This is a genomic window from Phormidesmis sp. 146-33 (assembly GCF_052939515.1).
This window is the reverse complement of sequence record NZ_JBJPHU010000100.1, coordinates 1-25,956: the sequence shown is the minus strand read 5'-3', so window position 1 is coordinate 25,956 and position 25,956 is coordinate 1. Positions and strand designations below refer to the sequence as shown.

Annotated in this window: 24 protein-coding genes and 2 pseudogenes; 18 read left to right on the top strand and 8 right to left on the bottom strand. The window is 47.5% G+C overall.

The window, feature by feature from the left end; translation table 11 throughout:
- Positions 1-145 precede the first annotated feature (145 nt).
- Complete coding sequence (locus ACJ2PR_RS27640) at positions 146-427, top strand: WD40 repeat domain-containing protein (protein WP_446879380.1); 282 nt, start codon at positions 146-148, stop codon at positions 425-427.
- 36 nt (positions 428-463) lie between these two features.
- Positions 464-1,183 (top strand): Uma2 family endonuclease, encoded by a 720-nt coding sequence (locus tag ACJ2PR_RS27635; RefSeq protein ID WP_446879379.1) that lies wholly within the window; start codon positions 464-466, stop codon positions 1,181-1,183.
- Between the two features lie 27 nt (positions 1,184-1,210).
- Here the strand turns inward: ACJ2PR_RS27635 and ACJ2PR_RS27630 are convergent, their stop codons facing one another.
- Positions 1,211-1,621, bottom strand: a complete 411-nt coding sequence (locus tag ACJ2PR_RS27630) for a site-specific integrase (protein ID WP_446879378.1) — start codon at positions 1,619-1,621, stop codon at positions 1,211-1,213.
- A gap of 124 nt (positions 1,622-1,745) precedes the next feature.
- Here ACJ2PR_RS27630 and ACJ2PR_RS27625 point away from each other — a divergent pair, with 124 nt between their 5' ends.
- Positions 1,746-2,864, top strand: coding sequence for an NAD(P)/FAD-dependent oxidoreductase (locus ACJ2PR_RS27625; protein WP_446879377.1), 1,119 nt, complete (start codon positions 1,746-1,748; stop codon positions 2,862-2,864).
- A 179-nt stretch (positions 2,865-3,043) separates the two neighbouring features.
- Positions 3,044-4,135, top strand: a pseudogene (dnaX, locus tag ACJ2PR_RS27620) (DNA polymerase III subunit gamma/tau); the annotation flags it as partial.
- 271 nt (positions 4,136-4,406) lie between these two features.
- On the opposite strand, the gene tnpA reads toward dnaX, so the two are convergent.
- Positions 4,407-4,826 carry an IS200/IS605 family transposase gene (gene tnpA, locus ACJ2PR_RS27615; protein WP_446875475.1) on the bottom strand — a complete coding sequence of 140 codons (420 nt, stop codon included), beginning with the start codon at positions 4,824-4,826 and terminating at the stop codon, positions 4,407-4,409.
- 326 nt (positions 4,827-5,152) lie between these two features.
- Here tnpA and holA point away from each other — a divergent pair, with 326 nt between their 5' ends.
- The 7 genes and pseudogenes from holA to ACJ2PR_RS27580 all read left to right on the top strand — a co-directional run bounded on the left by holA (position 5,153) and on the right by ACJ2PR_RS27580 (position 11,254).
- On the top strand, positions 5,153-5,707 hold the full coding sequence (gene holA / locus ACJ2PR_RS27610; protein WP_446879376.1) for a DNA polymerase III subunit delta: 555 nt from the start codon (positions 5,153-5,155) through the stop codon (positions 5,705-5,707).
- Positions 5,704-6,117: a hypothetical protein gene (locus ACJ2PR_RS27605; protein WP_446879381.1), complete on the top strand. Its 414-nt coding sequence runs from the start codon at positions 5,704-5,706 to the stop codon at positions 6,115-6,117. Before holA ends, ACJ2PR_RS27605 begins: the two co-directional genes overlap by 4 nt.
- 107 nt (positions 6,118-6,224) lie before the next feature.
- Positions 6,225-8,837, top strand: coding sequence for a DEAD/DEAH box helicase (locus ACJ2PR_RS27600; RefSeq protein ID WP_446879375.1), 2,613 nt, complete (start codon positions 6,225-6,227; stop codon positions 8,835-8,837).
- 68 nt (positions 8,838-8,905) lie between these two features.
- Positions 8,906-9,775, top strand: a pseudogene (gene recA / locus ACJ2PR_RS27595) (recombinase RecA).
- Positions 9,776-9,981: 206 nt separating this feature from the next.
- Positions 9,982-10,224: a hypothetical protein gene (locus tag ACJ2PR_RS27590; protein WP_446879374.1), complete on the top strand. Its 243-nt coding sequence runs from the start codon at positions 9,982-9,984 to the stop codon at positions 10,222-10,224.
- 54 nt (positions 10,225-10,278) lie between these two features.
- Positions 10,279-10,929 (top strand): hypothetical protein, encoded by a 651-nt coding sequence (locus ACJ2PR_RS27585; RefSeq protein ID WP_446879373.1) that lies wholly within the window; start codon positions 10,279-10,281, stop codon positions 10,927-10,929.
- A 58-nt stretch (positions 10,930-10,987) separates the two neighbouring features.
- On the top strand, positions 10,988-11,254 hold the full coding sequence (locus ACJ2PR_RS27580; RefSeq protein WP_446879371.1) for a hypothetical protein: 267 nt from the start codon (positions 10,988-10,990) through the stop codon (positions 11,252-11,254).
- A 169-nt stretch (positions 11,255-11,423) separates the two neighbouring features.
- Here the strand turns inward: ACJ2PR_RS27580 and ACJ2PR_RS27575 are convergent, their stop codons facing one another.
- Together ACJ2PR_RS27575 and ACJ2PR_RS27570 are read right to left on the bottom strand one after the other, a co-directional pair.
- A complete protein-coding gene (locus ACJ2PR_RS27575; RefSeq protein WP_446879370.1) occupies positions 11,424-13,010 on the bottom strand; it encodes a type IV secretory system conjugative DNA transfer family protein in 1,587 nt (528 codons plus the stop codon).
- 6 nt (positions 13,011-13,016) lie between these two features.
- A complete protein-coding gene (locus tag ACJ2PR_RS27570) occupies positions 13,017-13,163 on the bottom strand; it encodes a hypothetical protein (protein ID WP_446879369.1) in 147 nt (48 codons plus the stop codon).
- A gap of 191 nt (positions 13,164-13,354) precedes the next feature.
- On the opposite strand from ACJ2PR_RS27570, the gene ACJ2PR_RS27565 reads away from it, so the two are divergent.
- Positions 13,355-13,963, top strand: a complete 609-nt coding sequence (locus ACJ2PR_RS27565; RefSeq protein WP_446879367.1) for a DUF5895 domain-containing protein — start codon at positions 13,355-13,357, stop codon at positions 13,961-13,963.
- A gap of 182 nt (positions 13,964-14,145) precedes the next feature.
- Here the strand turns inward: ACJ2PR_RS27565 and ACJ2PR_RS27560 are convergent, their stop codons facing one another.
- Positions 14,146-17,919, bottom strand: a complete 3,774-nt coding sequence (locus ACJ2PR_RS27560; RefSeq protein ID WP_446879365.1) for an nSTAND3 domain-containing NTPase — start codon at positions 17,917-17,919, stop codon at positions 14,146-14,148.
- Positions 17,877-18,254, bottom strand: coding sequence for a hypothetical protein (locus ACJ2PR_RS27555; RefSeq protein ID WP_446879364.1), 378 nt, complete (start codon positions 18,252-18,254; stop codon positions 17,877-17,879). Before ACJ2PR_RS27555 ends, ACJ2PR_RS27560 begins: the two co-directional genes overlap by 43 nt.
- Before the next feature lie 134 nt (positions 18,255-18,388).
- On the opposite strand from ACJ2PR_RS27555, the gene ACJ2PR_RS27550 reads away from it, so the two are divergent.
- The 3 genes from ACJ2PR_RS27550 to ACJ2PR_RS27540 all read left to right on the top strand — a co-directional run bounded on the left by ACJ2PR_RS27550 (position 18,389) and on the right by ACJ2PR_RS27540 (position 21,562).
- A complete protein-coding gene (locus ACJ2PR_RS27550; protein WP_446879362.1) occupies positions 18,389-19,063 on the top strand; it encodes a hypothetical protein in 675 nt (224 codons plus the stop codon).
- A 3-nt stretch (positions 19,064-19,066) separates the two neighbouring features.
- On the top strand, positions 19,067-20,944 hold the full coding sequence (locus ACJ2PR_RS27545) for a bifunctional 3'-5' exonuclease/DNA polymerase (RefSeq protein WP_446879361.1): 1,878 nt from the start codon (positions 19,067-19,069) through the stop codon (positions 20,942-20,944).
- Between the two features lie 306 nt (positions 20,945-21,250).
- Positions 21,251-21,562, top strand: a complete 312-nt coding sequence (locus ACJ2PR_RS27540) for a hypothetical protein (protein WP_446879360.1) — start codon at positions 21,251-21,253, stop codon at positions 21,560-21,562.
- A gap of 20 nt (positions 21,563-21,582) precedes the next feature.
- Here the strand turns inward: ACJ2PR_RS27540 and ACJ2PR_RS27535 are convergent, their stop codons facing one another.
- The gene (locus tag ACJ2PR_RS27535) at positions 21,583-23,142 is read right to left on the bottom strand and encodes an AAA family ATPase (protein ID WP_446879359.1); all 1,560 of its coding nucleotides are present in this window, start codon (positions 23,140-23,142) and stop codon (positions 21,583-21,585) included.
- A 160-nt stretch (positions 23,143-23,302) separates the two neighbouring features.
- On the opposite strand from ACJ2PR_RS27535, the gene ACJ2PR_RS27530 reads away from it, so the two are divergent.
- Positions 23,303-23,932 carry a hypothetical protein gene (locus ACJ2PR_RS27530; RefSeq protein WP_446871040.1) on the top strand — a complete coding sequence of 210 codons (630 nt, stop codon included), beginning with the start codon at positions 23,303-23,305 and terminating at the stop codon, positions 23,930-23,932.
- 207 nt (positions 23,933-24,139) lie between these two features.
- Positions 24,140-24,577 carry a hypothetical protein gene (locus ACJ2PR_RS27525; protein WP_446871042.1) on the top strand — a complete coding sequence of 146 codons (438 nt, stop codon included), beginning with the start codon at positions 24,140-24,142 and terminating at the stop codon, positions 24,575-24,577.
- A 100-nt stretch (positions 24,578-24,677) separates the two neighbouring features.
- Here the strand turns inward: ACJ2PR_RS27525 and ACJ2PR_RS27520 are convergent, their stop codons facing one another.
- A complete protein-coding gene (locus ACJ2PR_RS27520) occupies positions 24,678-25,292 on the bottom strand; it encodes a hypothetical protein (protein ID WP_446871043.1) in 615 nt (204 codons plus the stop codon).
- 293 nt (positions 25,293-25,585) lie between these two features.
- Here ACJ2PR_RS27520 and ACJ2PR_RS27515 point away from each other — a divergent pair.
- Positions 25,586-25,956 (top strand): DUF1016 N-terminal domain-containing protein (locus ACJ2PR_RS27515; protein WP_446879358.1); only part of this gene is annotated, 371 nt, incomplete at its 3' end.

Genomic DNA, 25,956 nt, shown 5'->3' with positions numbered 1-25,956 from the left:
TTAATGTGTTGGCACTTTGACTTTGACTCGGCATAGTTTGAACGGTAGACCCAAAATTCGCCAGTTGGCATAGGCAGATTTGCCGCCATCGGCTGACCTACCGCCGATTCTGGCTGCCGCAACCCGCGAACTGGTGACGATGTGGATGCAGTCCCCGGAGGGTTGGGATAGTTGGGTGTTAGATCTGCACGGTGGTAACGTTCTGGATCTGGCATTTCAACCGAAGAGTGGTTTGCTGGCTTCGCTTTCAGAAGACGGCTGGATTATTCTCTGGCAAGCCGCACTAGAAGCAGTACAAGTGCTGGAAGGTGCAGAGGCAGGTTTTTCTTGTTTAGCATGGCACCCCACCGGACGGCATCTAGCGGCAGGAGGGCAGCAGGGTGAACTGTTTGTTTGGTCTGCGGGTGCTGAGGCAATTATTGACTAAAATGATGTTATCTCCTTCATTCTCTAGAGCTTGATTATGGTGTTGCAGCAGCCTGCCCGTTCCATCCCAACTCCACCCTTGGAGAGTGGCGATCGCTTAACTCGTGCTGAGTTTGAGCGCCGCTATAAGGCAACCCCAGAAAAACTCAAAGCCGAATTGATTGAAGGAGTGGTTTACGTGGCATCCCCAGTTAGAACTTTTCATGGTGTTCCCCATGCCGATTCAGTCACTTGGTTAGGGGTGTATCGGACTGCTACCCCTGGAGTGAGTGCCGCCGATAACACCACAACCCGGTTAGATCTAGATAATGAACCCCAACCGGATGCCTTGCTGCGGGCTGAAATTGGGGGTAGCTCAACGATTAGCGAGGATGGCTATATTGAAGGGGCACCGGAATTAGTGGCAGAAATTGCCACAAGCAGTGCCGCTATTGACTTAGGAGCCAAGCAAAATGCCTACCGCCGCAATGGGGTGCAGGAATATTTGGTGTGGCAAACCTTTGAGAATCGCTTCAGTTGGTTGCGGTTGCAAGCGGAGGAGTTTGTCTTAATTGAACCCGATGCGGATAGCATGATTCGCAGTAGCGTGTTTCCAGGGTTGTGGCTGAACGTGCCAGCCTTATTAGAGGGCAGGATGATTGAGGTGCTGAATGGGCTGCAAGCCGGAATCGCTGATCCAGCACATCAGGCGTTTGTGCAAGAGTTGGTGGGGCGTGCTGCTTTGCAGATACCGCAAGGGTCGCGCAATCTTGAATGAGCTTGTCAATCAGATGCCGCGTGATAGCTACTTCAAAGCATCTAGCACTTTTTGATGAGTCATCCCTTTCTCGGTCGCCAGAAACTGAAAAAACTTCCGTAGTGCAACCCGTAAGTCGCTTTCAGTCGCCGAGTCCATCACCTTACGGTTATACCAATTGCGAAAATGGCTATTCACCATCCCTTTAGTGATGTCTTCGATTTGCTCGACATCGGTGTAGCCACAAATAAAGTCAATAAACAAATCTACAATGCCCGTGTGCTTCCGCACGGTTTTGGGAACATATTTCGTGGCTAAAAACTCGGCAAAGTCCTGATTCAGTTGCTCCAAAGATTTACGGAAAGGCGCTCGGTTAGTCTCTGCTTGTTGTAGTGCCTCAAAGTACTCATTGATGCGATCGCCCGGAATCACGACCTTACCCGTAAACACCTTTGCCATCGCGACTGCTCTCCATTGCAGGACTTACGATTATTGTAAAACATCCCTCCACGGGAAAGACTTGACCTTTTTTGTTCTATAATGAGAATGATTATCATTCTATAGTTCTTTATCGCTCAGCCTCATGGAAAAGCCGGAAGCATTTGATGTGATTGTTGTGGGTGCAGGTGCGGCAGGCATTGGGTTTGGGGCTGTCCTGAAAGATTTAGGATTAGAGAATTTTGTCATTCTAGAGCGACATCAGATTGGCGAGTCCTTTCGACGCTGGCCCCAGGAGATGCATTTCATCACGCCATCATTCCCCAGTCATGGCTTTGGGCACCTCGACTTGAATGCGATCGCCCGCAAAACCTCTCCTGCCATTAGCTTCCGGCGCGAACACCTGAACGGAAAGCAATATGCCCTATACCTGGAAACCGTTGCCGACTATTTCAAGCTGCCGATTTATACCGGAGTTGAAGTTCAGAAACTTGAGCCTTTACGCCAGCATCAAGGATTTTTGGTTCATGTTCCTGACGGCATTCTCAAAACTCGTTTTTTGATTTGGGCGGCTGGCGAATTTCAGTACCCCAATTTGACCCCATTCCCCGGTGCCGATCTATGTCTACATAATTCACAAGTGCAATCCTGGACTGCGCTTCAAGGCGATGAATTTGTGGTGATTGGCGGGTACGAAAGCGGGATGGATGCAGCCGCAAATCTGGTGGCATTAGGAAAGAAAGTTAAAGTATTGGATCGTACCGGAACTTGGGCAAGCGGCGATACTGATCCGAGCATTTCGCTCTCACCCTACACACTACAACGAGTCGAGTTGTGCTATTCAACGGGTCGGTTAGAACTGATCGGAAATGTGGCGATCGAAGATGTGCAGGTGGTTCCTGGTGGTTACGCCATTTACAGCGAATACAACAAGTGGGTAACATCGACTAAACCCATTCTCGCTACTGGCTTTGAGGGCAGCTTAAAGCAAATCGCTCCTCTGTTTAATTGGGCTGAGGGACATGCCGGATTGACCGATGAAGACGAATCAACCATTACTCCTGGATTGTTTGTCGTCGGACCTTCCGTGCGTCATGGCAATGTCATCTTTTGCTTTATCTACAAGTTTCGGCAACGCTTTGCCGTGGTCGCCAATGCGATCGCCCAACGACTCAGTATTGACCCCAAACCCCTTGACACTTACCGCCAGGAAGGACTCTTCCTTGATGACCTCTCCTGCTGTGACAACGACTGTATCTGCTAACGCGATTTTGAAATTTGGATTTACCCGCACTCTCATTTCCCCATTCACTCCATGCCCCTCCTCACTCACGAGGCAATCTGTCTACAGCACTAACTTTCGTGGCTCTATCATTGTCTGTAAAACAATGGAGGTTTAAGCAACATTCATGAATTGACTGCCCCTGATTAGGGGCGACCGCCATGATGATTAAACCAATATTCACCATGTCTACCCTTGCTCTCCATCAAAAATATCGCCCGAAAACGCTGGCAGAGCTAGTTGGACAACCCTACATCCAGACGGCTTTGACCCATGCCATCAACCGAATGCAAATTGCTCCGGCTTATCTCTTCACAGGTTCTAGAGGAACTGGCAAAACTTCTACCGCGCGTATCTTTGCCAAATCTCTCAACTGTCTGAGCTTTGATGAACCCACTGATGAACCTTGTGGCACTTGTCAATCCTGCCGATCGATTGAAACCAGCAACAGTCTGGATGTCAGTGAGATTGATGCAGCCTCTAATAATGGAGTGGATGATGCCCGTGCCCTAATTGAACGCAGCAGCCTTGCCCCTGTACAGGGACGCTACCGGATTTTTATCCTGGATGAGTGCCACCAATTAACCACTCAGTCCCAAAATGCCCTACTCAAATGCATTGAGGAGCCACCGCCCCGTGTGGTCTTTATCCTTTGCACAACTGAAGTACAGAAGGTACTACCAACCATCGTCAGCCGCTGTCAGGTGTTTCACTTTCGGGCGCTGTCAATCCAGACGATCGCCCAGCACCTTCAGGAGATTGCTGATGCGGAAGCGATCGCTGTCGAGGATGACGCTCTAATGGCGATCGCCCGATTTGCAGAAGGAGGTTTACGGGATGCCCTTCAGCTTTTGGGTCAGGTTAGTTTGTTAGGTGAAACAGTGACCGCGAACCATGTGATTGAAATGACAGGTAGCGTTACAGAAACAGACTTACTAACAGTGCTGGATGCGATCGCCGCCAACGATACCTTTCAACTCCTCCAGTCAGCCCGAACGCTGGTAGACTCTGGCAAAATACCCAAACTGATTCTCAGCAGCTTGCTCCAAACCTACCGAGATCTACTAATCCTCAAAGCGGCTCCCAAAGCATCAGACCTGCTTACTAGCCCTGTCAACTACCGCCAATTAAAGGCGATCGCTACTCACTGGGATTTTGACACACTTAATCAGTCTCTAACTCAATTGCAGAAGGCAGAAGGCTATCTTCGCAACACAACCAACTCGGCTGTCTGGCTAGAAACGTGTTTGCTGAACTTGATGCCGATGTTGCGATCGATCTCCTTCAGATCTCCAGATGCGAAGCAGTCAGCAGCTAAAAATGGACATAGCCACAAGGTAGCATCGGAAGCGCCTCTGGTAGCAACAGTTCAAAAGCCTACTGACTTAGCAACACTCTGGCAAAAAGTTGTAGCCTCTGCTAAACCAGGAACTCAGAAGTCAGACACCCCCAGCAAAGCTGGTGGCTTGATGAATGTGACCGCCCCAAGGGCGGGTGTCCTTGCTGAAGGTGTCTGTGAGTCAATTAGAATCGTCCACTTTGCTCAAACACTTCTTGCTCTCGGATATACCGACGCACCACCTCCTCTTCAAATCCAACGGTTGAGACGGCGTAGCCCCGTGCCCAGAAATTCTCTCCCTCAAAATTGCGCTGCTTGCCTTTGAATCGACGGGCAATTGCAATGGCACTTTTGCCCTTGAGAAAGCCGATCACGGACGACACGGCATGTTTCGGCAGAATCGCAATGCACAGATGCACATGATCCACCAGCAAATGTCCTTCGATGATCTGGCATTCTTTTTGACGCGCCAACTCATGAAACACCGGCCCCAAATATTGCCGCAACTCCAAAAACATGGTCTTTCGACGATACTTGGGCACGAAAATCACGTGATACTTGCAATCCCACTTGCTGTGAGAAAGGCTTTGATACAATTCCGACATGTGTTTATCCTCCTACGGTTCGGTTCAAGCCACCGTGGGAGTTACTTTACACGCGCTCAGGAACGCCGGAAACGCTAAAAGCTGTTCAAGTCGCACTGGTAAAACCAGTGGCTTACCTTCTGAGCTACTGACAAGTTACTGATTCAGGCGCGCTTGACCAAACTGCAAGGCACAAAGGCAATTCTGGAAGTTGCCCCTGCATCGTTTGCGAAATTTGAGGCGAATCAACAGGCGATCGCGCGAATGCTTCAGCGAGTTACCCAGACACAGAAGCCAATGACCGTATTGATCAGAACGCTCACACCTACCAAGAATGGGAGATCTGCATGATTACTCTGTTGACTGGAGACGATCAATTTGCCATTCGACAAAAGCTGGAGCAATACAAAGCAGAACTTGATCCACAGTGGTTAGAGTTTTGCTATCATCGCTTTCCCGCCAGTGCTTTGGAACAGGCAATTAGTGCGGCACGAACACCCTCGCTAAGTGGTGGTAAACGGCTTGTGGTCGTAGAAGACTGCAATCTTAAGCAATGGGGTGATACTCAACTGGAAAGTTTGCAGCAACTTACTCAGGTGCCGGATTCCACAACGCTTGTATTTCTGGCAACGAATGTGGATAAGCGCCTGAAAATCTACAAGCATTTGATCAAGTATGGTAAGTGTTTCGAGCTTTTATTAATTCCGCCTTGGCGTACAGATCTGATCGCAGAGGCGATCGCTACTCAAGCAAAGCAGATGAAACTACGACTGCCCAAAGATGTTATTGAACATCTGGCAGAAGTGATCGGCAATGACATGACCCGTGCTGCTTCAGAACTCCGTAAGCTGGCAATCATACAAATGGTCAGCCCGTCGGTTTTGCTGAAGTACAAAGCCTGATTCCTTGCCAGACTCAGAGCAGTCTGCAACTGGCGGAGGCAGTTCGCAACGGGGAAAGTGAAGCAGTTGTGCGTCTGATCGACGAATTGCTGGCTCGCTCTGAGCCAATGCTGGTGATGGTTGTGACTCTACTGACCCAGTTTAGAACCTGGCTATGGGTTAAAAGTGCGCTTGCGAGTGGTATCCAGAACAACACTGAAATTGCTCAATTGTGCAACGTGGGGAATCCCAATCGGCTTTACTATTTACGGCAAGAGGTCGCAACAACGCCCCTGAGAACTTTGGTTCAAGCATTAACTCAGTTGGTAGATTTGGACATATCGCTTAAGCAAGGTGTTGTCCAGGCAAACGCCATCATGCCGTCTCTGCTGGCGATCGCGCGGTTGTTCAACCCTGCTCATTCAAATTGATATTTGGCAAATCAGGAATTTGAGACGATCTTAAAGACTGCAACTGCGTAAGCTTCTGCCCTTCCCCTATGGGGGATGTTTTTGGGCAGTGAGCGAAAACAACGATCATGACAACCACACCGAACTATGGTGCCCTGCTCCAGAGTTTCTGGACACCACCCACGACTTCTAGCGCAGAAAATTCTGATCTAGCGGGCGATCGCCTTTCGGAACGGACTGACATCATTGAATTCTTGGGAGAAGACTTGCTCTGGCAACAGACTACTCCTGGACAAGAGCCAGACTTGAAAGAGATTCCTGCTGATCTGCCACCTGAATTAGTTGAAGCCCTGCATACTCAAGGAATTCGCCAGTTCTACTCCCATCAACTTAAAGCTTTGCAAGCCATTCGTTCAGGTAAAAGCCTAATCCTCACCTCTCCTACTGCCAGCGGTAAAACGCTCAGTACCTACCCCGGCATCTTAGAGGGTTGCATGAATGCAGGGCATCGCGCATTGGCGTTTTACGGACTCCGTGCACTAGCGCTGGATCAATTTCATAAGATTTCGGATCTGCTTTTAGCCATCCCTACTGCCTCCCGACCTGTATTGGCGATGGTGACAGGGGATGTGAAAACTGAGGAACGGGAGAGAATTCTTGCCTCCAATCCCCACATTTTAGGAGTCACTCCAGAACTGATTCATTTCCAACTCAAGCAAACCTGGAAGTCGGAGCGTTGGGCAACGTTCTATCGTTACGTATTGATCGACGAGGCGTATACCTTCTCAGGTAGCTATGGAGCCAATATGGCTTGGCTAATGCGTCGCATTCGGCTAGCGGTGGATCACTATGGTGGTTGCTCTAGAGACCTACAATTTATCTTTCTGAGTGCAACCTGTGGCAACCCGAAACAGCTTGCCCAGAAGCTAGCAGGACTGAAGCCAGCTAAACACAACCCAAAGCCTCTCATTTGGATTCATAGGAGTGGAGCTGCGGCACCCCATCGCCAAGTAGTTGTGACTCAGCCCAGCTACAATCTGACTGCGGATACAGCCCGCATTATCCAGTTCTTGTTAGGTCAGGGAAAGTCCGGAATTGCCTTTTGCAACTCGCGCCGGGGTGTCAGGGATCTAACAGGATTGCTGAAGTCAACCCAGGTTGCGGCTTTCTACGGCGGCATCAGTCCAGAGCGTCGGGCTGAAGTGGTTCAACAACTCCAATCCGGGATCATTAAATGGATTATTGCGACAGAGGCACTGGAAGCCGGGATTGACTTACCTGAGTTGGAGTGCTGTGTTCTCCGGGGATGGCCCGGCTCCAAGATGGCATATCAGCAACGCAGTGGGCGCGCCGGACGTGCAAAAGCAGGGATCACGGTACTGATTCCCAATGCCCTGAACCCCATCGATCGCTACATCACAGAACATCCAGAACTGTTGATCTCTGGTGAAGCTGAGGACGTTTTCTTTAATGATAAATATCCCATCTTTGCGGCTAAACATCTTCTTTGTGCCGCAGCAGAAACGGGCATTCCCACCAGCAAAATCAAGCACTATTTTGGTAATGCTGCGATCGAAGTTGCAAAACTTCTGATGGCTCAGGGACACCTAAACAAGGGGCGTAATGGCTTGTGGGCGAGAGGCTACCCGCACAAAGATGTCAATTTTCGGGGAAGCGTGTCTCAAACAACCATCAAGCCAATAGATGCCGAGTCAAGTGAAGAATTGGAGGAAGTGTCGGAGGACATTGCTTATCGGGAAGCGCATCCCCATGCCATCTACAAACGGCAAGATGGCGACGGACAAATGTTGACCTATCAATGCATCTCGCTCGACCTGACCAGCAAGCGGGCAATTCTGAAACAAGTGCCGGATAGCTCACTGTTCACAGTTGCAGTCACTCAATCGGAAACCCGCAGTCTCAAGGCTTTAACCAATCCGGTCGCATTACCGCTAAGATTTCTTGGCACAGATGAAAATTCTGATGCACCTGCCTTTCTAACGCTTGAACTCAGCTATGGGCAAATCAGCCATATCACTAGCGGATACAGTTTGATGACGCAGCTCTATGAACAGACCTGTCTGAACCGGCGCTGTTTGAACTACAAAGAGCCGTTACCAAGCGATCGTCGCTGTCCGCTGTGCAGCAAGCTGACTCGCAAGGCACTGATTATCAAAACCCTATCTGAGGAAAGTTTTGAGCAACCCTATCGTACTCAATTTTCAGCCCCGATGGTCAAAGTTGCGATCGGCTCCACTGCACAGGACTATCTTCAAACCTTTGCCAGAGAATCAAGAACGAGCTTGAGTCGCAGTGGGCAGCCAATTCCACCGGGCTATCAGCAATTATGGGAGCATCCCAGTAGCCTAATCGCCATACACAGCTTTGGGCATCAAATTCTACGATCGCTCCAACTGTTTGCCAGAGTTGATCCCAGAGAAGTGAACTTTTCAGTGGTTAGGGAGGCGGGCGATCGCAACCACTACGCAGGCTATTTCTACGACACCAGCGACGGCGGAAATGGAGCTTCTGAAGCCGTGTTCAAACATATGACTGAACTGACAAGTGCTGCTGCTGCGATTGCTCGTGGTTGTGACTGTGATGTGGGTTGTGCTAAGTGTTTGATTCAACATGGCTGTCCTGATGGCAATACCGCTTTATTGAAACAAATGGGATTGGTGTTGTTGGATGCTATTGCTCCACCTAGCGTACAAACCGAAGGAGAAACAACTCCTGAATAACGCTCAGCTATCGCTGCACATCCGCCGATCTTCAGCAATGGAGGTCGGTTGTTCATTTTTTTAGAGCAATGACTAACAAACTGGTGAGCAAAAAATCGGATCTGGAACGGACCCTATCAGCGATCAACCGGGAATTTGGCAATGGTTCCATCATGCGCCTGGGGGATGCCAGTCATATGAATGTGAAAACCTTTTCCAGTGGCTCAACTGAGCTAGATGTGGCATTAGGAGGAGGCTATCCCAGAGGACGCATTATCGAAATTTATGGACCAGAGAGTAGCGGTAAGACAACGTTGGCATTACAGGCGATCGCCCAAATGCAAAAGCTTGGAGGTATCGCTGTCTTTATCGATATGGAACACGCCCTCGCTCCACTTTATGCAACTGCGATCGGAGCCGATATCAATCAAATGCTGGTCAGCCAACCCGATAGCGGTGAGATGGCAATGGAACTGGTTGAACAACTGGTGCGTTCCAAGAGTGTTGATCTGATTGTGGTGGATTCTGTAGCTGCATTGGTGACGGAGGCAGAACTTCAAGCAGATATGGGCGATTTTCCGACGACTTCCATAGCTTGGCTGATGAGCAAAGCCCTGCGGCGCTTAATGAATTGCCTGCATAGTCAATGCACCGTGATTTTTCTGAATCAACTGCGTTTCAAAATTGGTGTAGTTTATGGTGATCCTGAAACAACTACAGGCGGTCATGCGCTCAAATACTACGCTTCAATGCGGTTGGATACTCGCCGGATTCAAACATTGAAGTGAGGGAGTGAAGAGTACGGTATTCGAGTCAAAGTCAAAGTGGCAAAGAACAAAATTGCACCACCTTTTCGAGCGGCAGAAGTTGATATACTCTTTGGTAAAGGCATTTTCAATATCAACGCGCTCAATGGGTTGGCTGCAACCAATAACAGCGATTTGCTGCTGTGTCGGTGATGATTCCCATGAAAACCAACCGTAGATTTGATTCGAGAACCGCAACCTAAAACTGAGCTACAACGACCTCCTACAAAAACGACAATTTCCCGAACCACAACGTTGTGGTTCAAATTTCGATCTGGATGCTGCCTAAATTCAGGCAGTTCTTTTTTATCCCCTACTGGGGTAAGGCAGGCAGTTCTGATCCCTTTCCAATAACCTCTATGAAACCTGCTCAATTTCATCAGCTAAGACAAGCCCTCGGCACCTTCTACTGGGATAACGGATTTGAAACTTTCTGTCAGGTAACCGGTTTTGATCCACAGTTTCAACATGCTCAAGAGAAATGGCAGCAATTTTCAACTTGCATTCAAGCAATGGGGCATTTAGACGATCGCACATGGGAAACGCTGTTAGAAGCTAGCCTTGCGGCTCAACAACAAACTGAGTCTCTGTTGCCCAGATAGAGAATGTAGCGGCGGCAAACGCCGCATAGGTAAGATATTCATCCATTCTTACTTATGGCACTTTTTACCCTAGCTGATTTGCATCAGATCCATCAAAGCCAACAGCCTCTTTTGGGGTTATGCACTCATGACTCAGAATTTGGATTCGATTCAGCAGACGCAGCCAACTTCCAGTTGTTGATGAAGCAGCTATTTCTGGGGCTGCCAGTCCAACCTCTTTTGGACGCTCATCCATTAATCGATCGATGGGTTGCTGAAGTTCAAGAACTGCTTCCAGAGATTTTCCAGGGCAGGAAGAAACTCTGGATTGACGCACCAATGATTGTTCCTCTAACAACTGACGATACCCCAATTTTCATTCAAGTCCATGCCAATTATGGTCTTCGGCAAGGGATACCCCGACTGTATGAATGGGCGATGCGCCCTGCAAAACTGACTTGGCAAGATGCTGTGAGGCTTTGGGTAGCAACTACGAATTACGCCATTCCTCCTGAGAAGTTATCCCTGATTGTTCTGGCAATCCATCCGTCTCGATCGGCTCAGAAACTCCGACTGCAATGGGATCAAGAACAGCAAGAGCAGACGCAGCAATGGTTAATGCAGCTTTTAACTCAACCTGCCATTTTTCCCTGTCGTGATGTTCACAGAGGAGACAACACTTCCTTGCTATTGAACTTAGACGCGATTCCAGAAGTGCCACTGTAGCAAGGAATCAGCACTACTTCATATCCATTCCTACATTTGAAATGCGAGGTGTTTACTCATGACGACGCGACCGCCACAATCAAATGATCCTACGCGAGTAATTTCAGTTTTAAATCCAATTGTTCCACTACCAGAATTCTCATTCTTTCAAATTGTTAAAGTCAAAACAATCAAAGAGGTTGGAACAATTGTTGGAATGTGGTGTGTACAAACGGAAGAGCAATCTTATCAATGGCTTTATCGATTAGAAGGATTGACAGAACGTAGTACAACCTGGTGGCAAGAATTGCAGATTCGTAGTTTGGATCGTAGACAAAACCGTTGATACGTTTGTTTTGATAACAGAGCTATTCTTGCAAGCCCGGTGCTGTAAAAGTTCGGTTAGGGAAATGATCAAGTGCATCAGTTTCAACGTCCCTTTTGGATGACGAAGTTGATGTCTCTCCTTCATCTGGAGGTGGCAGTATACGCTCTGCTTCTTCAATCCGTTCATATCAAGCTTGCGTTAATGCATCTACGTTTGGCAGAATCACTTGACTTTCCAAAGCGGCTCTCACTTGTGATTCCCATAGACTTTCACTTTCCTTTGCTCGTTTCTCATCCGATTTAGCGACAGGAATAATCAGCGGATAAGGAATGGATGCTTGTCCGCCTGAACTATAGCCAGGACTGGTGATCACGCATTTACCTTGAGGAAACTTGAGAATCTCATCGGCGCTGATCACCGGCATTTTTTGCAGATTTTCGCTCCAGCTAATTGAGCGGCTCATTTGTCCGCCGAGTGATCGCCCCGTCGTTCGATTCTCGATTAGTACTTCTTTTTCACCGTACCGTTTCGAGTAATCCTCAGCCGTTTTATAATTGCCGGGATTGAACAAGACATGGGTGCTACAGGCAGAGGCGATCGCCGCGCCCATTTTGTCTCCATAAATGTCATAGAGTTGATCTAAACTTTGAATGCCCAGGATGAAGCAGGCTCCATTGGAACGGTATTCGTTAATCCATTGTGGTAGGCGATCGAGCTTGATCGAGGGCAACTCGTCTAGAGAGATAATCAGCGGGTCTTTCCGGGGTGTGCTGAGATTGCCCACAATCATTAGGTGAATTGCAGCAGCCAGCAGCGGACCCACCACACTGCGACGCTCATCATCCAGCTTGAACACTACAATCTCTCGCCCTTCCAAGCGAGTTGGAATCGTGGATTTGCCAATAAAGGCTCGGAGCAGATCTGCTTGAATGAACGATGAGAAGGTGCCTGCGGCGGTTGTTAGGATACCAGAGATTGTTTTTTCAGCGTCCTTCGCACTAAGGAACTGCACAAAAGAGGTAGCGACCCATTCATCCAACTGTTTGGATTGCACCGCATAATCGATTCGATGCACCAAGTTAGGCAGGCGCAACACGGCGTAGAGCATTGCCATGTCGGGGTAACGGGAACCTTTAACCAGTTGCAGCAATGCCTTTGCCAGCAAGTCTCCTGCCTTGGTGAAGAACTCATCACTTCGCCCGCCATCCCCCTCCCTAGCGTTGCGATTAATCACTTTACCAATTTCCCCCGCCATCACTCCATCTCTGGCATCTCTCATATAGTCCAAGGGATTGATTACACCGCTGAAAGGCTCTCCCGGTGCGAAGACTCTAACCTGATATCCATAGCGAGCAGCTAGGGGGGCGTGGAGGCGCATTTGATCGCCTTTTTTGTCATAGAGCAGAATAGGAAAGCCCTGCTGCATAGCACTTTCCAGCATTCGATCAATTGTTGAATAAGTCTTTCCAGAACCAGGAGCACCAATCACCAGTGTGCCCCGCTCAGAACTGGGAAACCAAACCGTTGGGCATGCTCCCAATGTCGTTTGGATGGTTGTCATTACCCCGCGCCATGCTCCTTTTGCCCAATAACGGGGTGTGCCAGACCAGAGCGTTACTTTGTTGTGTTTGCGTTCCTGAATCTGTTTGAGTGACAGGCTGGTTGCAGATAGTTTCTCCGCAGTGCTGCATAGCTTGCCTGTAGTAATTTTGCCCTTACCCGATCCACTGATGCGGAGCAGCAATAATACGACCACTAACCCACCCAGCATCATCCAGCCCTAAGGATTGTTGTATTGCTGGAGCATTTTGCCAAAGTTGATCGCTGCCAATGGTTGGGAATAGGACGGCACCTGCATCAAAGTAGTAGATGTAGTGCTTTTACTGCCAGAAAGGAAGTTCCAATGGGTCGGCAAGGGGAGGGGCATAGCGAAAAGCTGAGATTCTGGCAGAAATTCTAACGATCGCAGGTTGGTGAATGGATCAGCTACCTGGACATTTTTTTAGGGGGTGAGGAAATGCGATCGCGATGTTCAAAGGCTCAATACCCAAATTCTGTTTCAGATAGCGTCTCAGGCTAACGCCTCAGGGCGGGGATAATTCATTTGGCTGCACTCCAATGGTTAAATCAACGAACTCTAGAAATAGCACTGCCAGCACTACCAGGACGGGAGCTAAGACGGCTACCCAAAAACCACCGAAATCCTCTACGGCAGCCGGATCTCGTGCGGCTCGAACTGAAAGGATGGAGCCAGAAGACTTTGAGGTTGACACAGACCTACTCAGCGATGTCTACAATCAGGTGCGCCGACCGCAGTTGCCCTATGGCATTGTCGTTAATGACAAGCCAGCCGGAATCTTGCTTCCGATCGACCAGCTAGAGAAAGCGGGCTGGATTGCGATGCCGGATGAAGATGACCTCACGACTGTTACTTTCACTGAAGATGTGACGGGTCTTTTGATTACGGAAGCCCGGTTGCTCGTGCTGGCATTTGTGCCGGAATACATTCGCTACAAGTCGGATGTGGAAGACCTGGGTGGCACCGTAGTCGGACTTTATGACGAGTACCGCAATAGCCTGGACAAGAAAGCGATGGATGTTTGCTCAGAACATGCGCTGTTGTTTCTGGATGAAGATAATCAACCACTGCATACGATGCCAATCGTGGTGCGGTTCAAAAATGTCGCTCAAAAGATGTTCTGGACTTCAAAAAATTTGTTTTTCTGATTACAACGCGCTACAACCGTCCAGAACATCTTTTCTGGAGCCTTTAAGTCAGCCCGTGAGGAGTTTTACCGTGCCCTGGAAAAAACATTTGCTGACTACTTCAATGTGCCTTTCAGCGGCAAGAACGATCGATGGCGGAGTTTGGGAGTGTTGGAGGTGGAGTTCAAATTAGGGCTTGAAACTTAATCCTCCATAAAATCCTTTTTCTTCTCTCGCTCAACTACTTCACGATACCCTTGAATATGTTGTTCTACATACCGTCTATGTTGAAGAAGTTCTACAGTATTGAGAAGTGGCAGCAATGACTCAAAATACTCAATGCGACGTTGATACATAGGCACAGCACTTCCCGTGCAACTCCAAAAACTTGGTTCAAGAGGGATTTTCTCAAATGCCTCAAAATTCTTGTTGTGGCTAAGAAACGCAGCAGTCAGTTGATATCGTCTTTCATAGGAAAACGTCATAACTATATTGAATATGAACTGCATAAACTCAATATCTTGGTGTTGATGTTCAATAAGCTTGTTAAGTAGCTCGTCTTGCCGTTCCCACAAAAAGTTATTGTCTTTCTCGTCAGCTTTAAGAATAAAAAATTTCTCTATACAAGAATAGAATGAAAAGAGTTGTTCTTTTTCTCGTCTGTAAGTATATTCAATTGCGCGACTCATCAATTCTTCGTAATCATCTCGCTTCCAGATAAAAGAGTAATCATGACTGCCATCAAAATGGTATGACTCTTCTTTTTGTTTGTATACCCAATCAATATATTCAAGAATGAAATTAGAATCGGCATTTAAGATATTGGCAAAGTTTTTCATGTCATAATCGGCATTAAAATCTGCCTTTAAGACTGCAAGATAAGCCTGTTTAAGCAAGCTCAAATTGTCTTTGAACAAATCGTTTAAGTTTTTATTTGCGTCTGTGAATTCGTTAAATAAAAAGGACAGAATGTGAAAGAAACTTGAGCTTTTATCAGTAATTCTCTCTAAAATAATTTCCGTTACTCGAACAACTACGTATTCATCGAATGAGCGATATTTTAGGAGAAAATTCAAATCGTGAGGTACTTCGTTTGATATGCTTTCTCTGTAAAGGCTGTAAAGCTGCTCCAAATACTCAACATTAATTTTATCTTGAGGAAGTAACCGATAAAAATCGAATAACCATCTCCGTTTTGAGGGATAGTCATGTTCATTAAGTAATCTATTGGTTTCTTCGACTCCACAAATCTCGATTAGTTTATTAACAAGACGTAAGTCGTTGACGTGAAATGGGTTGCCAAGCGGAAGATAATGTTTCATTACCTCTGTATAGAGAGCAGAATCTCGATGAGCTAAAGCGATTAAAATTTCTACTATCCGACTCGGAAAATGGAAAGCATTGTGATTTCGGCGATTTGTCTCTCTTTGAATCTCAAGACACTGATCAAAAAACTTTTCATAGTCAGAGAAACTATAGCTGGCAAAGTATTCTACAATCTGCTGCCTCTTTAATTGTTCATATTCTTCATAGTTCAGGTGAATGTTTCTTCTTTCTATTCGATCAAATAGCAGTACTTTGGATAAAGTGTAGATCTGGTTTGTAAAACGATCGCGCAATTTCTCATCAAATGCTACTTGACAGTGTTCTAGATGATTCAGATAGTTCTGAACTACAAGACAACAGCCATAGTTATTAGGTTCTAAAGCTGATTCGATGAAAGGTATCACTTCTACCGCATCTTGCTCGATGATCTCCTTAACATTAACCTTGTAGCCAGATGTACTGTATTTGTGAAGAAGATTAAGTACTGCATCCTTAAATACAGGTATTTGGTAAAGCTGAAAAACACCTTGCCAGATTGTTCTTCTTAGCTGAAACAATTCCGCTGTGGGCGGCAAATCAAAATTGAGAATGTTCAGTGTACGTCTGTCCTTCATGCCCGATGTACTGAAGTGGGTTTGAAGGTACTGTTCAGCTACAGCCAGAAATAGTTTTGAGAATAGTTCGTTTCTTCCTTCTTGTGTCTGTTCCCATAGCACATCAATAACTGCTCGCTGCACAACAAATTCATAAGCATAAGAGTCATGCTCAAACCCAAATCGATCAGTGAGAAGGTATAGCACTCTAGGTAACTCTTTTGGAAGTTTGGCAAGATATTTAAAGAGGAGATTCAATGCCATCCGGAAGTTACTCTCACTGGAATGAATGAATAGTCCTAATGTAGTAAGAACTGAAGGAGAAGAGAGATGAGAATTAGGCTTTATCTCTAGCGTAGAAAGATCTACTACTTCTGGTTCCATTTTTGAGATGCAATCATGGGCGTATAAGAGTATGTCAGTCTCCTTGAGAAACCAAAAAACTTCCATAAGATGCATTAAGCTTGTTTCATCTCCTGCATTCTTGTAACCTATCCAGGTTTGATCAACTTGCGGACGCATAATCTCAATAACTTTCTGACTGTCAAAGGTGTTCAGCACTGGGTTTAAAACATCGACAAGTCGATACTGAAGACGAGGGAAGAAACTTTCTAAGAGAGCAGAGAAATTCAGGACTCGCCTCACGAAGAAAGCGAGATAGAAGAGATAGGTAGCAAGAACCTGGTCAGAGGTTCGCACAATCTCATTTTCATACATATCCAGAAGTTCTAGATCGTGTAGTCGGCATGCTGCTTGCCAAAACACATTTTTAGGTATTCCAAAGGCAAGCTCAATCCCTGCTATCATTTCCTCATTGGAATAATCCACAATTCGGAAAAAAGCAACGATACCAGCAGTTTTCAAGAGATTTTCATCACCTAAATCTTCTAGGTCTTGTCGGATTGAACGGTAGTATTCGTCGTAGAGGGATGATACATCAATAATACTTTTGAAAGTATTTTCCCGCTTTGCAACTTCCGAAATCATAACAGCAAGCCGAGGATTGCCCTGGGAAATATTAGCAATGCGGTCGAGATACAGTTGATTAATTATACCGTATTCATCTTTAACGAACTGCTTGACTTGCTTCTCCTCTAAAGGTTTTAGTTCTAGTTCAATCAAATTTTTATAGGAGTGTGCAGCCTCTATCACTTTGTCTAAGGCATAGTCTCGAACAGTTGCTATGACTTTAATCTGCTGATCTTCACGTTGGTCATGCAACAGTTGAATGAAATACTCAAATCGACTGACACGATTAGCGTCATCAACAAAGATGAGATACTTTCCTGGTTCTGAGAAATGAACACGTAAATCCTCGAAAAGGTCTGCTGAGCCTCGAAGGAAAATACAGCGAACATGATACTCAGGATGAGACATCACAAATTGCTCGCAGACTTCTAAAACAAATCGAGATTTTCCTACTCCTGCTTTGCCTGAAATTATTACAAGATTTTCCTCCTCAAGTCCCTGTAAGACTTGCTCTAGTTCTAGTTCACGAAAATGGAAGACTGTGTTGAGGGGAGTAGCAATTGCATTCTTATTGTATGCAGCAACAAATTCATCGGGCGTGACAATTTGTCCTGTGTCTACCTCGATACCTAGAAAATCTCGTGCGATGCCTGGGTATTTTTGGTACAGATCATATGAAATAGAACCAATACCCAAGATGTTGACGTTTATACCGTGCTTTTGACATTCTCCTCTAAGAGATTCCTCTTCAGCACTTGTCAAGAGAGCGGTATGACAAAAAACTACCTCCTCAATTTTGCTCACTGATATACCAGTCTTGTTCTCGTCGAAACACTTATCGAGATCGGCTTTAAACTTTTTACAAACTCCTTCTTTTTGGGCTGTATGTTCTGCAAAAATATACTTCCCATTTGAGAGGGCAATTAATGTATCAGGAGTTCCTTTCCTTACCTTATCTGCTCCAATTACAGATCCAATCGGATTGATTTGTTCATAACCTTTTTTATGAAGATAAGCATCAGCTAACTTTTGAAATGCCGCATCGCCTAAACTACGTAATGCATTTTGGATCTGATTGATTTTCGACATGGGAAGCTGAATGGATGAGCAGGAAGAATCGTATATACTACATATATTAGCGACGATTCAGCAAAATGCGGCGGCTGATAAGCAGAACCCTTGCCATAGCCCTTTAAGTGAGGGTTGGGGTTGGCGGCTGATTCTGAGTAGGGTGTGTCGCCAAAATTTTGTTCAAAGATGTTTTCCTGATACCCATCACTGAAGTGATCGGTTTGCCAGGGATTCGTGCCTGCCCCAGTGATCGATTGTTCGCCACCAGCGACAGAGGTTTGATAACCACCCGTTTGGTAACCGCTACTACTGTCAGGATTGGCATTGAAATCGGGGGTTGATTCAGTGTTCATCGCGCCAGCATCCATACGAAACGATATGCTTGCCAGCCTATAAAGCTTGACCTGGGAGTGACCTCAACCAGGTGGATAACAACGCTCCAGCCAACTAGCTGTTTGTAGGGACATTCCTACAGGAGACTTGCGCTGTGGACCAACTGAGTTTTATTCCTGAAGAGTTGGTGCGAACCCTTCAACAAGGGAAAGATGCTGCCAACCCAGACACCCGTTGCTCATCTAGCACCCTGGAAATGTTGCGCCTTTTGGCATCCCTTGATGTCCCCAAAGAATTGCTAGCGTGCATGTTGGAAATGGCAGAGTTTTCCATCCATCATGTCCGTTATCTGGTGGGACCCTTGGTATTACATCGCAGTTTATGGGGTGATGCAACTCTAGGTTGGTTAAAGGTTGCCTGTGTGAAAGATCGGTTTGAACTCATCCTTTCTGAGTATGAACAGGAGCAAGTTGGGGACTACGCTACACCGACTGAAGTGTTGGCTTACATGATGCCTGCCAGTTTTGAAGCACCGATGCACCGTGACTATTCTGACCTTTACATTTGGGCAGGTAATGAGGTAATGCGGAAGCACAATAAATTACCGGAAGGAGCTGACAATTTTTATGAGTTAATAGGTGGTCATGTGATTGAATTCAAGACTGTCAAAACCGAGTTTCATAATTTGAGTCGATCGATTCGTCGAAGTGTGGTGAAGCACGCAGCTCAACAGGGATGGGGAAAACGGCGCAATCGGGCAAAGGTAGAAGCAAGCTCGGTTGACCCAGTTCAAACAACCGATCAACCAGAGCAGGGCAGTTTGTTCTGAATCATGAGCGATACCGGAGATGGTTGGTGCTACCGCCCCTGCAAGCTAGTCCTCCATCCATTTCCGATTATGCCTGCATCCCAAACTCACCCTCATTTGAAAGCTGGAACCTATCAACTGATTACGTCGGGGAAAGAACTTGAATTGGCACTGCGCTTGCGTAGCCTCTCCGGAGGAGAATCGCTAAACCAGGCTCCTATGCTTGGATTGGACTGCGAGACAACAGGGTTAGATCCTCACATTCATGCGATTCGGCTCATTCAGCTTGCAGTCCCGGATCAGCCAGTGATGCTCATTGATTTACCCCAGATTGCTCCCTGCGATCGCCACCCGCTGCAACAGATCCTCTCCAGCCCTGTGCTCAAAATTACTCACAACGGCAAATTTGACTGGCAGTTCCTTGCCCAAGCAGGACTTCAACCCACGCCTCCCTTCTTCGATACCCAACTTGCCTATCGAGTGCTGACAGCAGGACTGAAAACCAGTCTCTCGTTGCAGACGCTTGCTCAAAAGCTATTGAATATAGAACTGGATAAAACCCAACAGGTCAGTGATTGGAGCAAGCCTCCAACTTCAAAACAGTTACAGTACGCGGCGTTGGATGCAGCAATTTTGTTAGAACTGTACCCGATCTTGTTCAAGAAGCTGGAGCGATCGCACCTCCTTAAAATTGCCCAACTAGAGTTTCACTGTATGCCTGCGGTAGCGCAGATGGAGCTGAATGGGATGTTGCTGGATCTCTCCCGCTGGCAAACATTGGGGGCGAAACTGGAAAGCGATCGGGATGCGGCACTTCATCAGCTCAGCCAACTCCGGATCGCTGGCAATGCTCAAATGTCTTTGCTACCGGAGATGACGGATACGATTAACCCAAATTCCCACCAGCAGGTACTTGCAGCACTGCAAGCGGCTGGAATTCTAGTCAACTCGACCAATCAGAAAGAGCTGGTGCCTTTGGCGAAACACTATTCTGTGATCCGAGCATTGTTGGACTACCGCCACCTTTCTAAAATTACTGCTACCTTTGCCGATAGCCTGCCCAAGCACGTTCATCCGGTGACAGGCAGGATTCACCCGACTTACTATCAGATCGGAGCCAGGTCGGGTCGGTTCTCTTGCCGCAATCCACCGTTGCAAACCATTCCTCGTGATGCGGCTGCCCGAACCTGTTTTGTTGCTGCACCAGGTTATAAAATCGTGCGAGCGGACTATTCTCAAATTGAGCTGCGAATTGTTGCCCGATTGAGTGGTGATACCCGGATGCAACGAGCATACCGTAAAGGTGAGGACCTGCATCGGCTGACAGCAGCTTTGGTGACGGGGAAAGCGATCGACGCAGTAAGTGAGGAAGATCGGCGGCTTGCCAAAGCCATCAACTTTGGGCTGATCTATGGCATGGGTGGTGCCAAACTTCAGAGCTACGCGGAGACAAAGTATGGGGTCAGCCTGTCTCTAGAGCAGGCAAAGGCGTTTAGGAAGCGATTTTTTGAAGCCTATGCCGGAGTAGCGGAGTGGCATGAGACGATCAAGCGCAGTTACATCCGGGGAACAAAGGAGAGCCGCACTTTGGCTGGCAGACGGCGCAGGTGGGCAGATCAGCCCAGACTGGCAGAACTGCTAAATCATCCGGTGCAGGGGCTGAATGCTGATATCACGAAGCTGGCATTGGTGAAATTAGTCAATATGCTGGCGGATACAGGGGCAAAGCTGGTTTGCACAGTGCATGATGAGATTTTACTGGAGTGCCCTGCGATCGAGGTGGAACCCGTCAGCCGTCTCTTGCACCAATGCATGATTGCGGCAGCGCAGAAGTTTTTACATCCTATCCCGGTAACAGTGGATGTAAAAGTTTCTGCTAGTTGGGGTGGCGATGAGACTTAGGGAATAATTGAGGCTGTAATGCAAAAAGGTTTTCCCTAAGCAGAATCAGTACAAGTGAATCTGAACTTAGGATTGTGAATTAAATAACACCGGATAAACGCCCCGGCGAATAGAATTCGCGACTAAACCAACAAAGTCTGCCTTCGCAGACTAATCGCCATTTTCTTAACCTGCGAAGGCAGGTTTTGTTCTCATAGCCGCGAATTCTATTCGCCGGGTTTATTAAATTCGCGTTCCTTAGGGAATAAAAACAGGCTAAAGATCCCTAAGTATTCCCTAAGAAATTCTTGCCGGGAGCGAGGGATCATGACAAAGCAGAGCAAACCAGCGCGGTTGATTCAGCAACTCCAGGATTGGAATGATGAGGAGTTAGGAGAACTGGCTGAGATGATCCAGGGGTTGCTGGAGTCGCGGCGGGAGCAGCCAGAAGAGGAGGCAAAGGAAACCCGTGAGGATGGCTCGTCTTTAGGTAAGCATGGGGGGCGGGGACATATTGAGCTTAAGATGATCCCCGATTCCAAGACGGGTAAAACCTATGGACCTTACCGATATCTACGGTATTGGGGAACAACAAAAAAGGAAAGCTGGGACTCAAAAGTGTTTACATGGGTAAAGTAGCCCCAAATTCCCAAGACTAATTATTCAAATAACTCCCGATAAACATAAGCAAATTTAGATCGATCGCCTCCACTAGCAGGTCTCGCATAGGTTGCTTGGTTCCGAATTGCCTGCATCTGCTCAGATTCCCGCTCCATCGCCGGAGTAAACTGCTGCCGCTGATCCAACAAATCCTCTAAGTTTATCTGTCCCGGTTTACCCTGATAAAATGCTTCCTCTGCACAACGCCGTACTGCATTCCCAATCTCAGCAGGGGTGCAAATTCGGTACTCCGTCAACAGTCTGCGCCATTGGTCATCAGTCCAGGGAGATTGACCATTCCCTTGAAATGCTGGAAAGTACTTTGCCAGATGCAGCTTGAACACCTCATATCTGGCTCCCTCATGAGGCAGATCCACGAAGAAGATGTCCTCGAATCGCCGTACTAATTCAGGTGGTAGCAGCCCTAAACGATTGACGGTCGCGATCGTGTAAATCGGTTCCTGGTGTTCCTGCATCCAGGTCAGTAGAGCCGCCGAAAGACGACGGGCTATTCCACCATCAGCATTTGAATCCCAGCCTGCAAAGCCCTTATCAAAGTCATCCCAGTAAAGCACACAAGGAGCCAGGGATGTGACCACAGCAATAAACTCCTTTAAAGCGCGATCGGGATTAGGGCTACTCAAGAGAATTCCCCAGTTCGCCGCTAGCAAGGGTAATCCCATCTTCTTAGCCGCCAGTTTGGCAGAGAGGCTCTTGCCCGTACCGGGTGGTCCCCATAGCACCATACCTGTGGGTAAACTCAGTCCATACTGTTTAGCTTCAGGTCGCAGCAGAGAAGCGATCGCCTCTAACCGCTGCTCCAACAAATCCAATCCAGCAGCAGTGGGCACATCCGGTTCTGCGATGTACTCTAATCCGCGTCCCCGCAGTTTATCAATCTTGTGTTCCAGAATCAGTTGAACCAGTTGCTCAGGAGTATCAGCAAGCGTCAGCACTCTGCCCAGTAGCATTTCAATCTCGCCGATGGGCAATCCCTGACAGGCAGTGATTAGCTGTTGTAGAGTCTCCGGTTCGTCTTTACCCAGCCCAGAATGCTGTTCACAGAACTGAGCCGCGATCGCTTGTACCTGTTGGCGATCAGGCAATGCATGAGACAGCACGGGAATAAATGGCTGAAGCTCCAAAGGCAGTTGAACATAGGTTTCTAGCAAAATCCAATAACAATGTCCTGGGTTCCACAGCGCTTGGTAGTAAGCATTTAAGAGTTGGCAGCAACGTTGCGGACTCATTTCTGCACCAGTGCGATTCAAAACCCCTTCCAGAAGATAAATGCCTGCTTCCGGCTGATCGAGCAAGGATTGGAGGATGTCTTGCTCTATGGTTTGCGTTGTAGATTGCAGAATCGTTTGTCCTTGAGGTGGTACCAACTGCTGAAGTGTTGAGAAACCAGGGTTCCAGACATACACTGGCAGCGATCGCGCCTCACCCCAATGATAAAACTGGCTCAATACCGCCATCCGATCTGGAGTCTGATATTCCAGCGCCGCGATCGGAGCGTTCTGCTCGATCAGTTTTATCCAATCCTGCAACTGCCGCATAAGCTAAAGCTGTAAGGGTTCTCACTGTTTCTAGCGAACTGGGTTTCATTCAGTCCTCAACCAAGTGGACACTTCTAAAATGACTGATCATACTTCCAATAGAGGGAAATGCCGCTAATGCGGCGAGGGAGTGAAATCCTCAAATTTGGGAGTTTATAAAATGGCAACAACTACAAAACCTCGCACCCCTAACGGTACTCGCAACGGTGCTACCTCCAAAACGGCTAAACCTAACGGCACAGCTTCCAAAGCACCCACTGTTGATGGAGCACCGGGAACTAACGCATCAGCACTGCTAAAAGAACTGCGGAATCTGGTGTTTAAGGAATACGGCGTGAAGCTGCAACTCCGGGATGCTCGTGTCTCCACCAAAATTGGGCACGCAACTCGCGAAAAGCTCGGACTCGATCTTGCTGCCCAGGTGAAAAAGAAAGGCGGTAACAAAAAGTTCGATTGGCAGCGATGGAATACGAAGGTGTTCCCGCGACTGTTCGGACAACCGGACGCGCTGAAGTATCCACCAGAAGTGGTGGCGATCCTCATGAGCTTGCTGTATGACACCATTCGGACTGATCCAGAGCAAGCCGTTGCAGATCTGGTGGAATTCAACCGGGCATCGTTGGAGCGCCGTAACTCATTTCAAGCAGAGCAGGATGACGAACTGGATGATTTAGATAACGAACTGGATGACGATCTTAGTGATGAACTAGATGACGAAGCCGAGGATGAACTGGACGATGACTCGGATGAGGAGTTAGACGAGGATCTAGACGAAGAAGAGGACGAATAACACATTCGGCTCCGCTCACTGCTTGATTGCATACCCTGTATTAGTTTGACTGATGCAGGGTTCTTTTTTTCCGCCCACCTCCCTGATCCGCTTCAGCAAAAAGCAGCAACAACTGCGGTGGGAATGAAATGTTGGACTGCACAAAGCAGGCATCTGTCGATGCGATCACTGTGAGAAATCCAACTCATTAATAAAGGAGCAATTCTCATGGTTACTACAACTGCAACGCGCAAATCTGCAAAAGCCGCTGCACACAAAGCACCGAAGCACATGCCCGCTTTGCAACGGGTGATCCCCTATCAGGAGAAAGTTCGACTGATGGTGATTGAAGTGTTACGGGAAGAACCTGGACGAGAACTGGCGGCATCCGCTCGGTTCAACGGACAGGAGTTTGATTGGGAACAGCACAATGCTCAGTTCCGCAAGGACTATGCTGAAACCTCTCTGCGGGATCTGTTGACCTACGCTCGCAAGCTCTACGGATTGCAAAATCTGGATGAAGTGCGCGATCGCCGTGCAGCCCACAAAGCAACCCGCACGGGGCGCTTGAATGCGCTCAATGGTTTGAGTGCCACAGCGGATGACTTGGATACGGATGAAGAGTTTGAAGTTGACCTAGAAGAGGACATCAACTTGGATGACTAGTTTCTGGACAGCTTCAGATCCTTAGCATCAAGCCCCGGCGATGAGTCGGGGTATTTCATTGCCCACCCACCCTCATCCCATCGAAAGTTAATTCTTAGTTCTAGCTATCTAAATTCTCATTATTAGCTAGAACTAAAGCTAAAGGCTCGCTGAATAGAGCGATCGCCTGTTCTAATGCTCCTTCTGCAACCTGAAGTTGAGTTTGAAGTTGGTGCAATCGATTGCGACGTTCAATTCCCAGCCGTCCTTCAGTGTTACGTAGATCATCGTCATGACTAAGGTGAATGACCTTGACTTTCTCTTCCTTCTCTTCTGGCTCAAAAATAGCTTGTCTGCTGGTGAGCTTGTTGTACCAGTAGGTTCCAGAGGGGCGTTTGACGTTGTAGCGGTGCGCCTCGCAGTTATCGGGAGCAATGTAGCAGCCTTCGGTGAATTGCTCTACATGCGATCGCAACTCTTGAATACGCATCTCAATTGATGCCGTTGAATCGGTTATGCCAAGGTTCTCTAGAGCTTGGGGACATCCTCTCTCCATTAACATCATGACGGCTGCCCACTGACGGCTAACACGAATCCGCTCCTGAATCCGCTCCCATTGCTGCTGTGCTTCCTGCCGTTGAACTTCCCGAACCCGAATGAGTTCAACTTCCTCTTCAGGAGTCAGTTCAGAGGCAGATCCGCAGGTTTCATAGTTGGGGCAGTCCTTCGACTCCAAACCAGGCTAGAGCATTATAGCGGCACACGAGAAGCCAAAGCCGCACTTTTTCTTGGGCATAAGTTTTTGTTCTAGCTATCATTTTTAATTATAAAGCTAGAACTAGAGTTTCCCAAATACTCTCTCGATAAACGCTTGAACCAATTATCCAAGAGCGCTTGGACAATTAAATCGTTCTTCTACAGCCGGTAAAGTAGTACCGTTGTCTTCTGTCTTGACCAAGCAGGTAATCTACCTCGTCGCACGGTATAGTAAGGTCTGAATGAAGCTCCCTGTAATGTTTTGTGAAAGGAATGGCAAGTAATCTATCCTCAGATAGCTATGGTCGCTTTCTGGATGATCTCAAAGAATGGATTCAGAGTGCCCAACTGCGGTCGCTGCCCGCAGTCAACCGGGAACTCGTGACTCTGTATTGGAGAATTGGGTGTGCCATTCTCGCTAAGCAGCAGCAGGAAGGTTGGGGAGCTAAGGTAATTGAACGATTGTCCAAGGACTTGAAACACGCTTTTCCAGAAATGAAAGGCTTTTCTCGCTCTAATTTGCTCTATATGAGAGCCTTTGCCCAAGCATTTCCTGACGAAACCGTAATTCAGGCTGTTATGGGACAAGTTACCTGGTATCACAATATTGCTCTGTTGGATAAGCTGAAAGCCAATGAAGAACG

What these genes read in the sequence shown, in the direction of transcription:
- ACJ2PR_RS27635 (WP_446879379.1), top strand. Translation starts at nt 464, where the DNA reads ATGGTGTTGCAGCAGCCTGCCCGTTCCATCCCAACTCCACCCTTGGAG.
- ACJ2PR_RS27570 (WP_446879369.1), bottom strand. Translation starts at nt 13,163, where the DNA reads ATGCCCCTCCCCTTGCCGACCCATTGGAACTTCCTTTCTGGCAGTAAA.
- ACJ2PR_RS27540 (WP_446879360.1), top strand. Translation starts at nt 21,251, where the DNA reads ATGACAAAGCAGAGCAAACCAGCGCGGTTGATTCAGCAACTCCAGGAT.
- ACJ2PR_RS27580 (WP_446879371.1), top strand. Translation starts at nt 10,988, where the DNA reads ATGACGACGCGACCGCCACAATCAAATGATCCTACGCGAGTAATTTCA.
- ACJ2PR_RS27535 (WP_446879359.1), bottom strand. Translation starts at nt 23,142, where the DNA reads ATGCGGCAGTTGCAGGATTGGATAAAACTGATCGAGCAGAACGCTCCG.
- holA (WP_446879376.1), top strand. Translation starts at nt 5,153, where the DNA reads ATGATTACTCTGTTGACTGGAGACGATCAATTTGCCATTCGACAAAAG.
- ACJ2PR_RS27545 (WP_446879361.1), top strand. Translation starts at nt 19,067, where the DNA reads ATGAGCGATACCGGAGATGGTTGGTGCTACCGCCCCTGCAAGCTAGTC.
- ACJ2PR_RS27525 (WP_446871042.1), top strand. Translation starts at nt 24,140, where the DNA reads ATGGTTACTACAACTGCAACGCGCAAATCTGCAAAAGCCGCTGCACAC.
- ACJ2PR_RS27555 (WP_446879364.1), bottom strand. Translation starts at nt 18,254, where the DNA reads ATGAACACTGAATCAACCCCCGATTTCAATGCCAATCCTGACAGTAGT.
- ACJ2PR_RS27560 (WP_446879365.1), bottom strand. Translation starts at nt 17,919, where the DNA reads ATGTCGAAAATCAATCAGATCCAAAATGCATTACGTAGTTTAGGCGAT.
- ACJ2PR_RS27630 (WP_446879378.1), bottom strand. Translation starts at nt 1,621, where the DNA reads ATGGCAAAGGTGTTTACGGGTAAGGTCGTGATTCCGGGCGATCGCATC.
- ACJ2PR_RS27565 (WP_446879367.1), top strand. Translation starts at nt 13,355, where the DNA reads ATGGTTAAATCAACGAACTCTAGAAATAGCACTGCCAGCACTACCAGG.
- ACJ2PR_RS27575 (WP_446879370.1), bottom strand. Translation starts at nt 13,010, where the DNA reads ATGATGCTGGGTGGGTTAGTGGTCGTATTATTGCTGCTCCGCATCAGT.
- ACJ2PR_RS27590 (WP_446879374.1), top strand. Translation starts at nt 9,982, where the DNA reads ATGAAACCTGCTCAATTTCATCAGCTAAGACAAGCCCTCGGCACCTTC.
- ACJ2PR_RS27585 (WP_446879373.1), top strand. Translation starts at nt 10,279, where the DNA reads ATGGCACTTTTTACCCTAGCTGATTTGCATCAGATCCATCAAAGCCAA.
- tnpA (WP_446875475.1), bottom strand. Translation starts at nt 4,826, where the DNA reads ATGTCGGAATTGTATCAAAGCCTTTCTCACAGCAAGTGGGATTGCAAG.
- ACJ2PR_RS27640 (WP_446879380.1), top strand. Translation starts at nt 146, where the DNA reads ATGCAGTCCCCGGAGGGTTGGGATAGTTGGGTGTTAGATCTGCACGGT.
- ACJ2PR_RS27530 (WP_446871040.1), top strand. Translation starts at nt 23,303, where the DNA reads ATGGCAACAACTACAAAACCTCGCACCCCTAACGGTACTCGCAACGGT.
- ACJ2PR_RS27625 (WP_446879377.1), top strand. Translation starts at nt 1,746, where the DNA reads ATGGAAAAGCCGGAAGCATTTGATGTGATTGTTGTGGGTGCAGGTGCG.
- ACJ2PR_RS27600 (WP_446879375.1), top strand. Translation starts at nt 6,225, where the DNA reads ATGACAACCACACCGAACTATGGTGCCCTGCTCCAGAGTTTCTGGACA.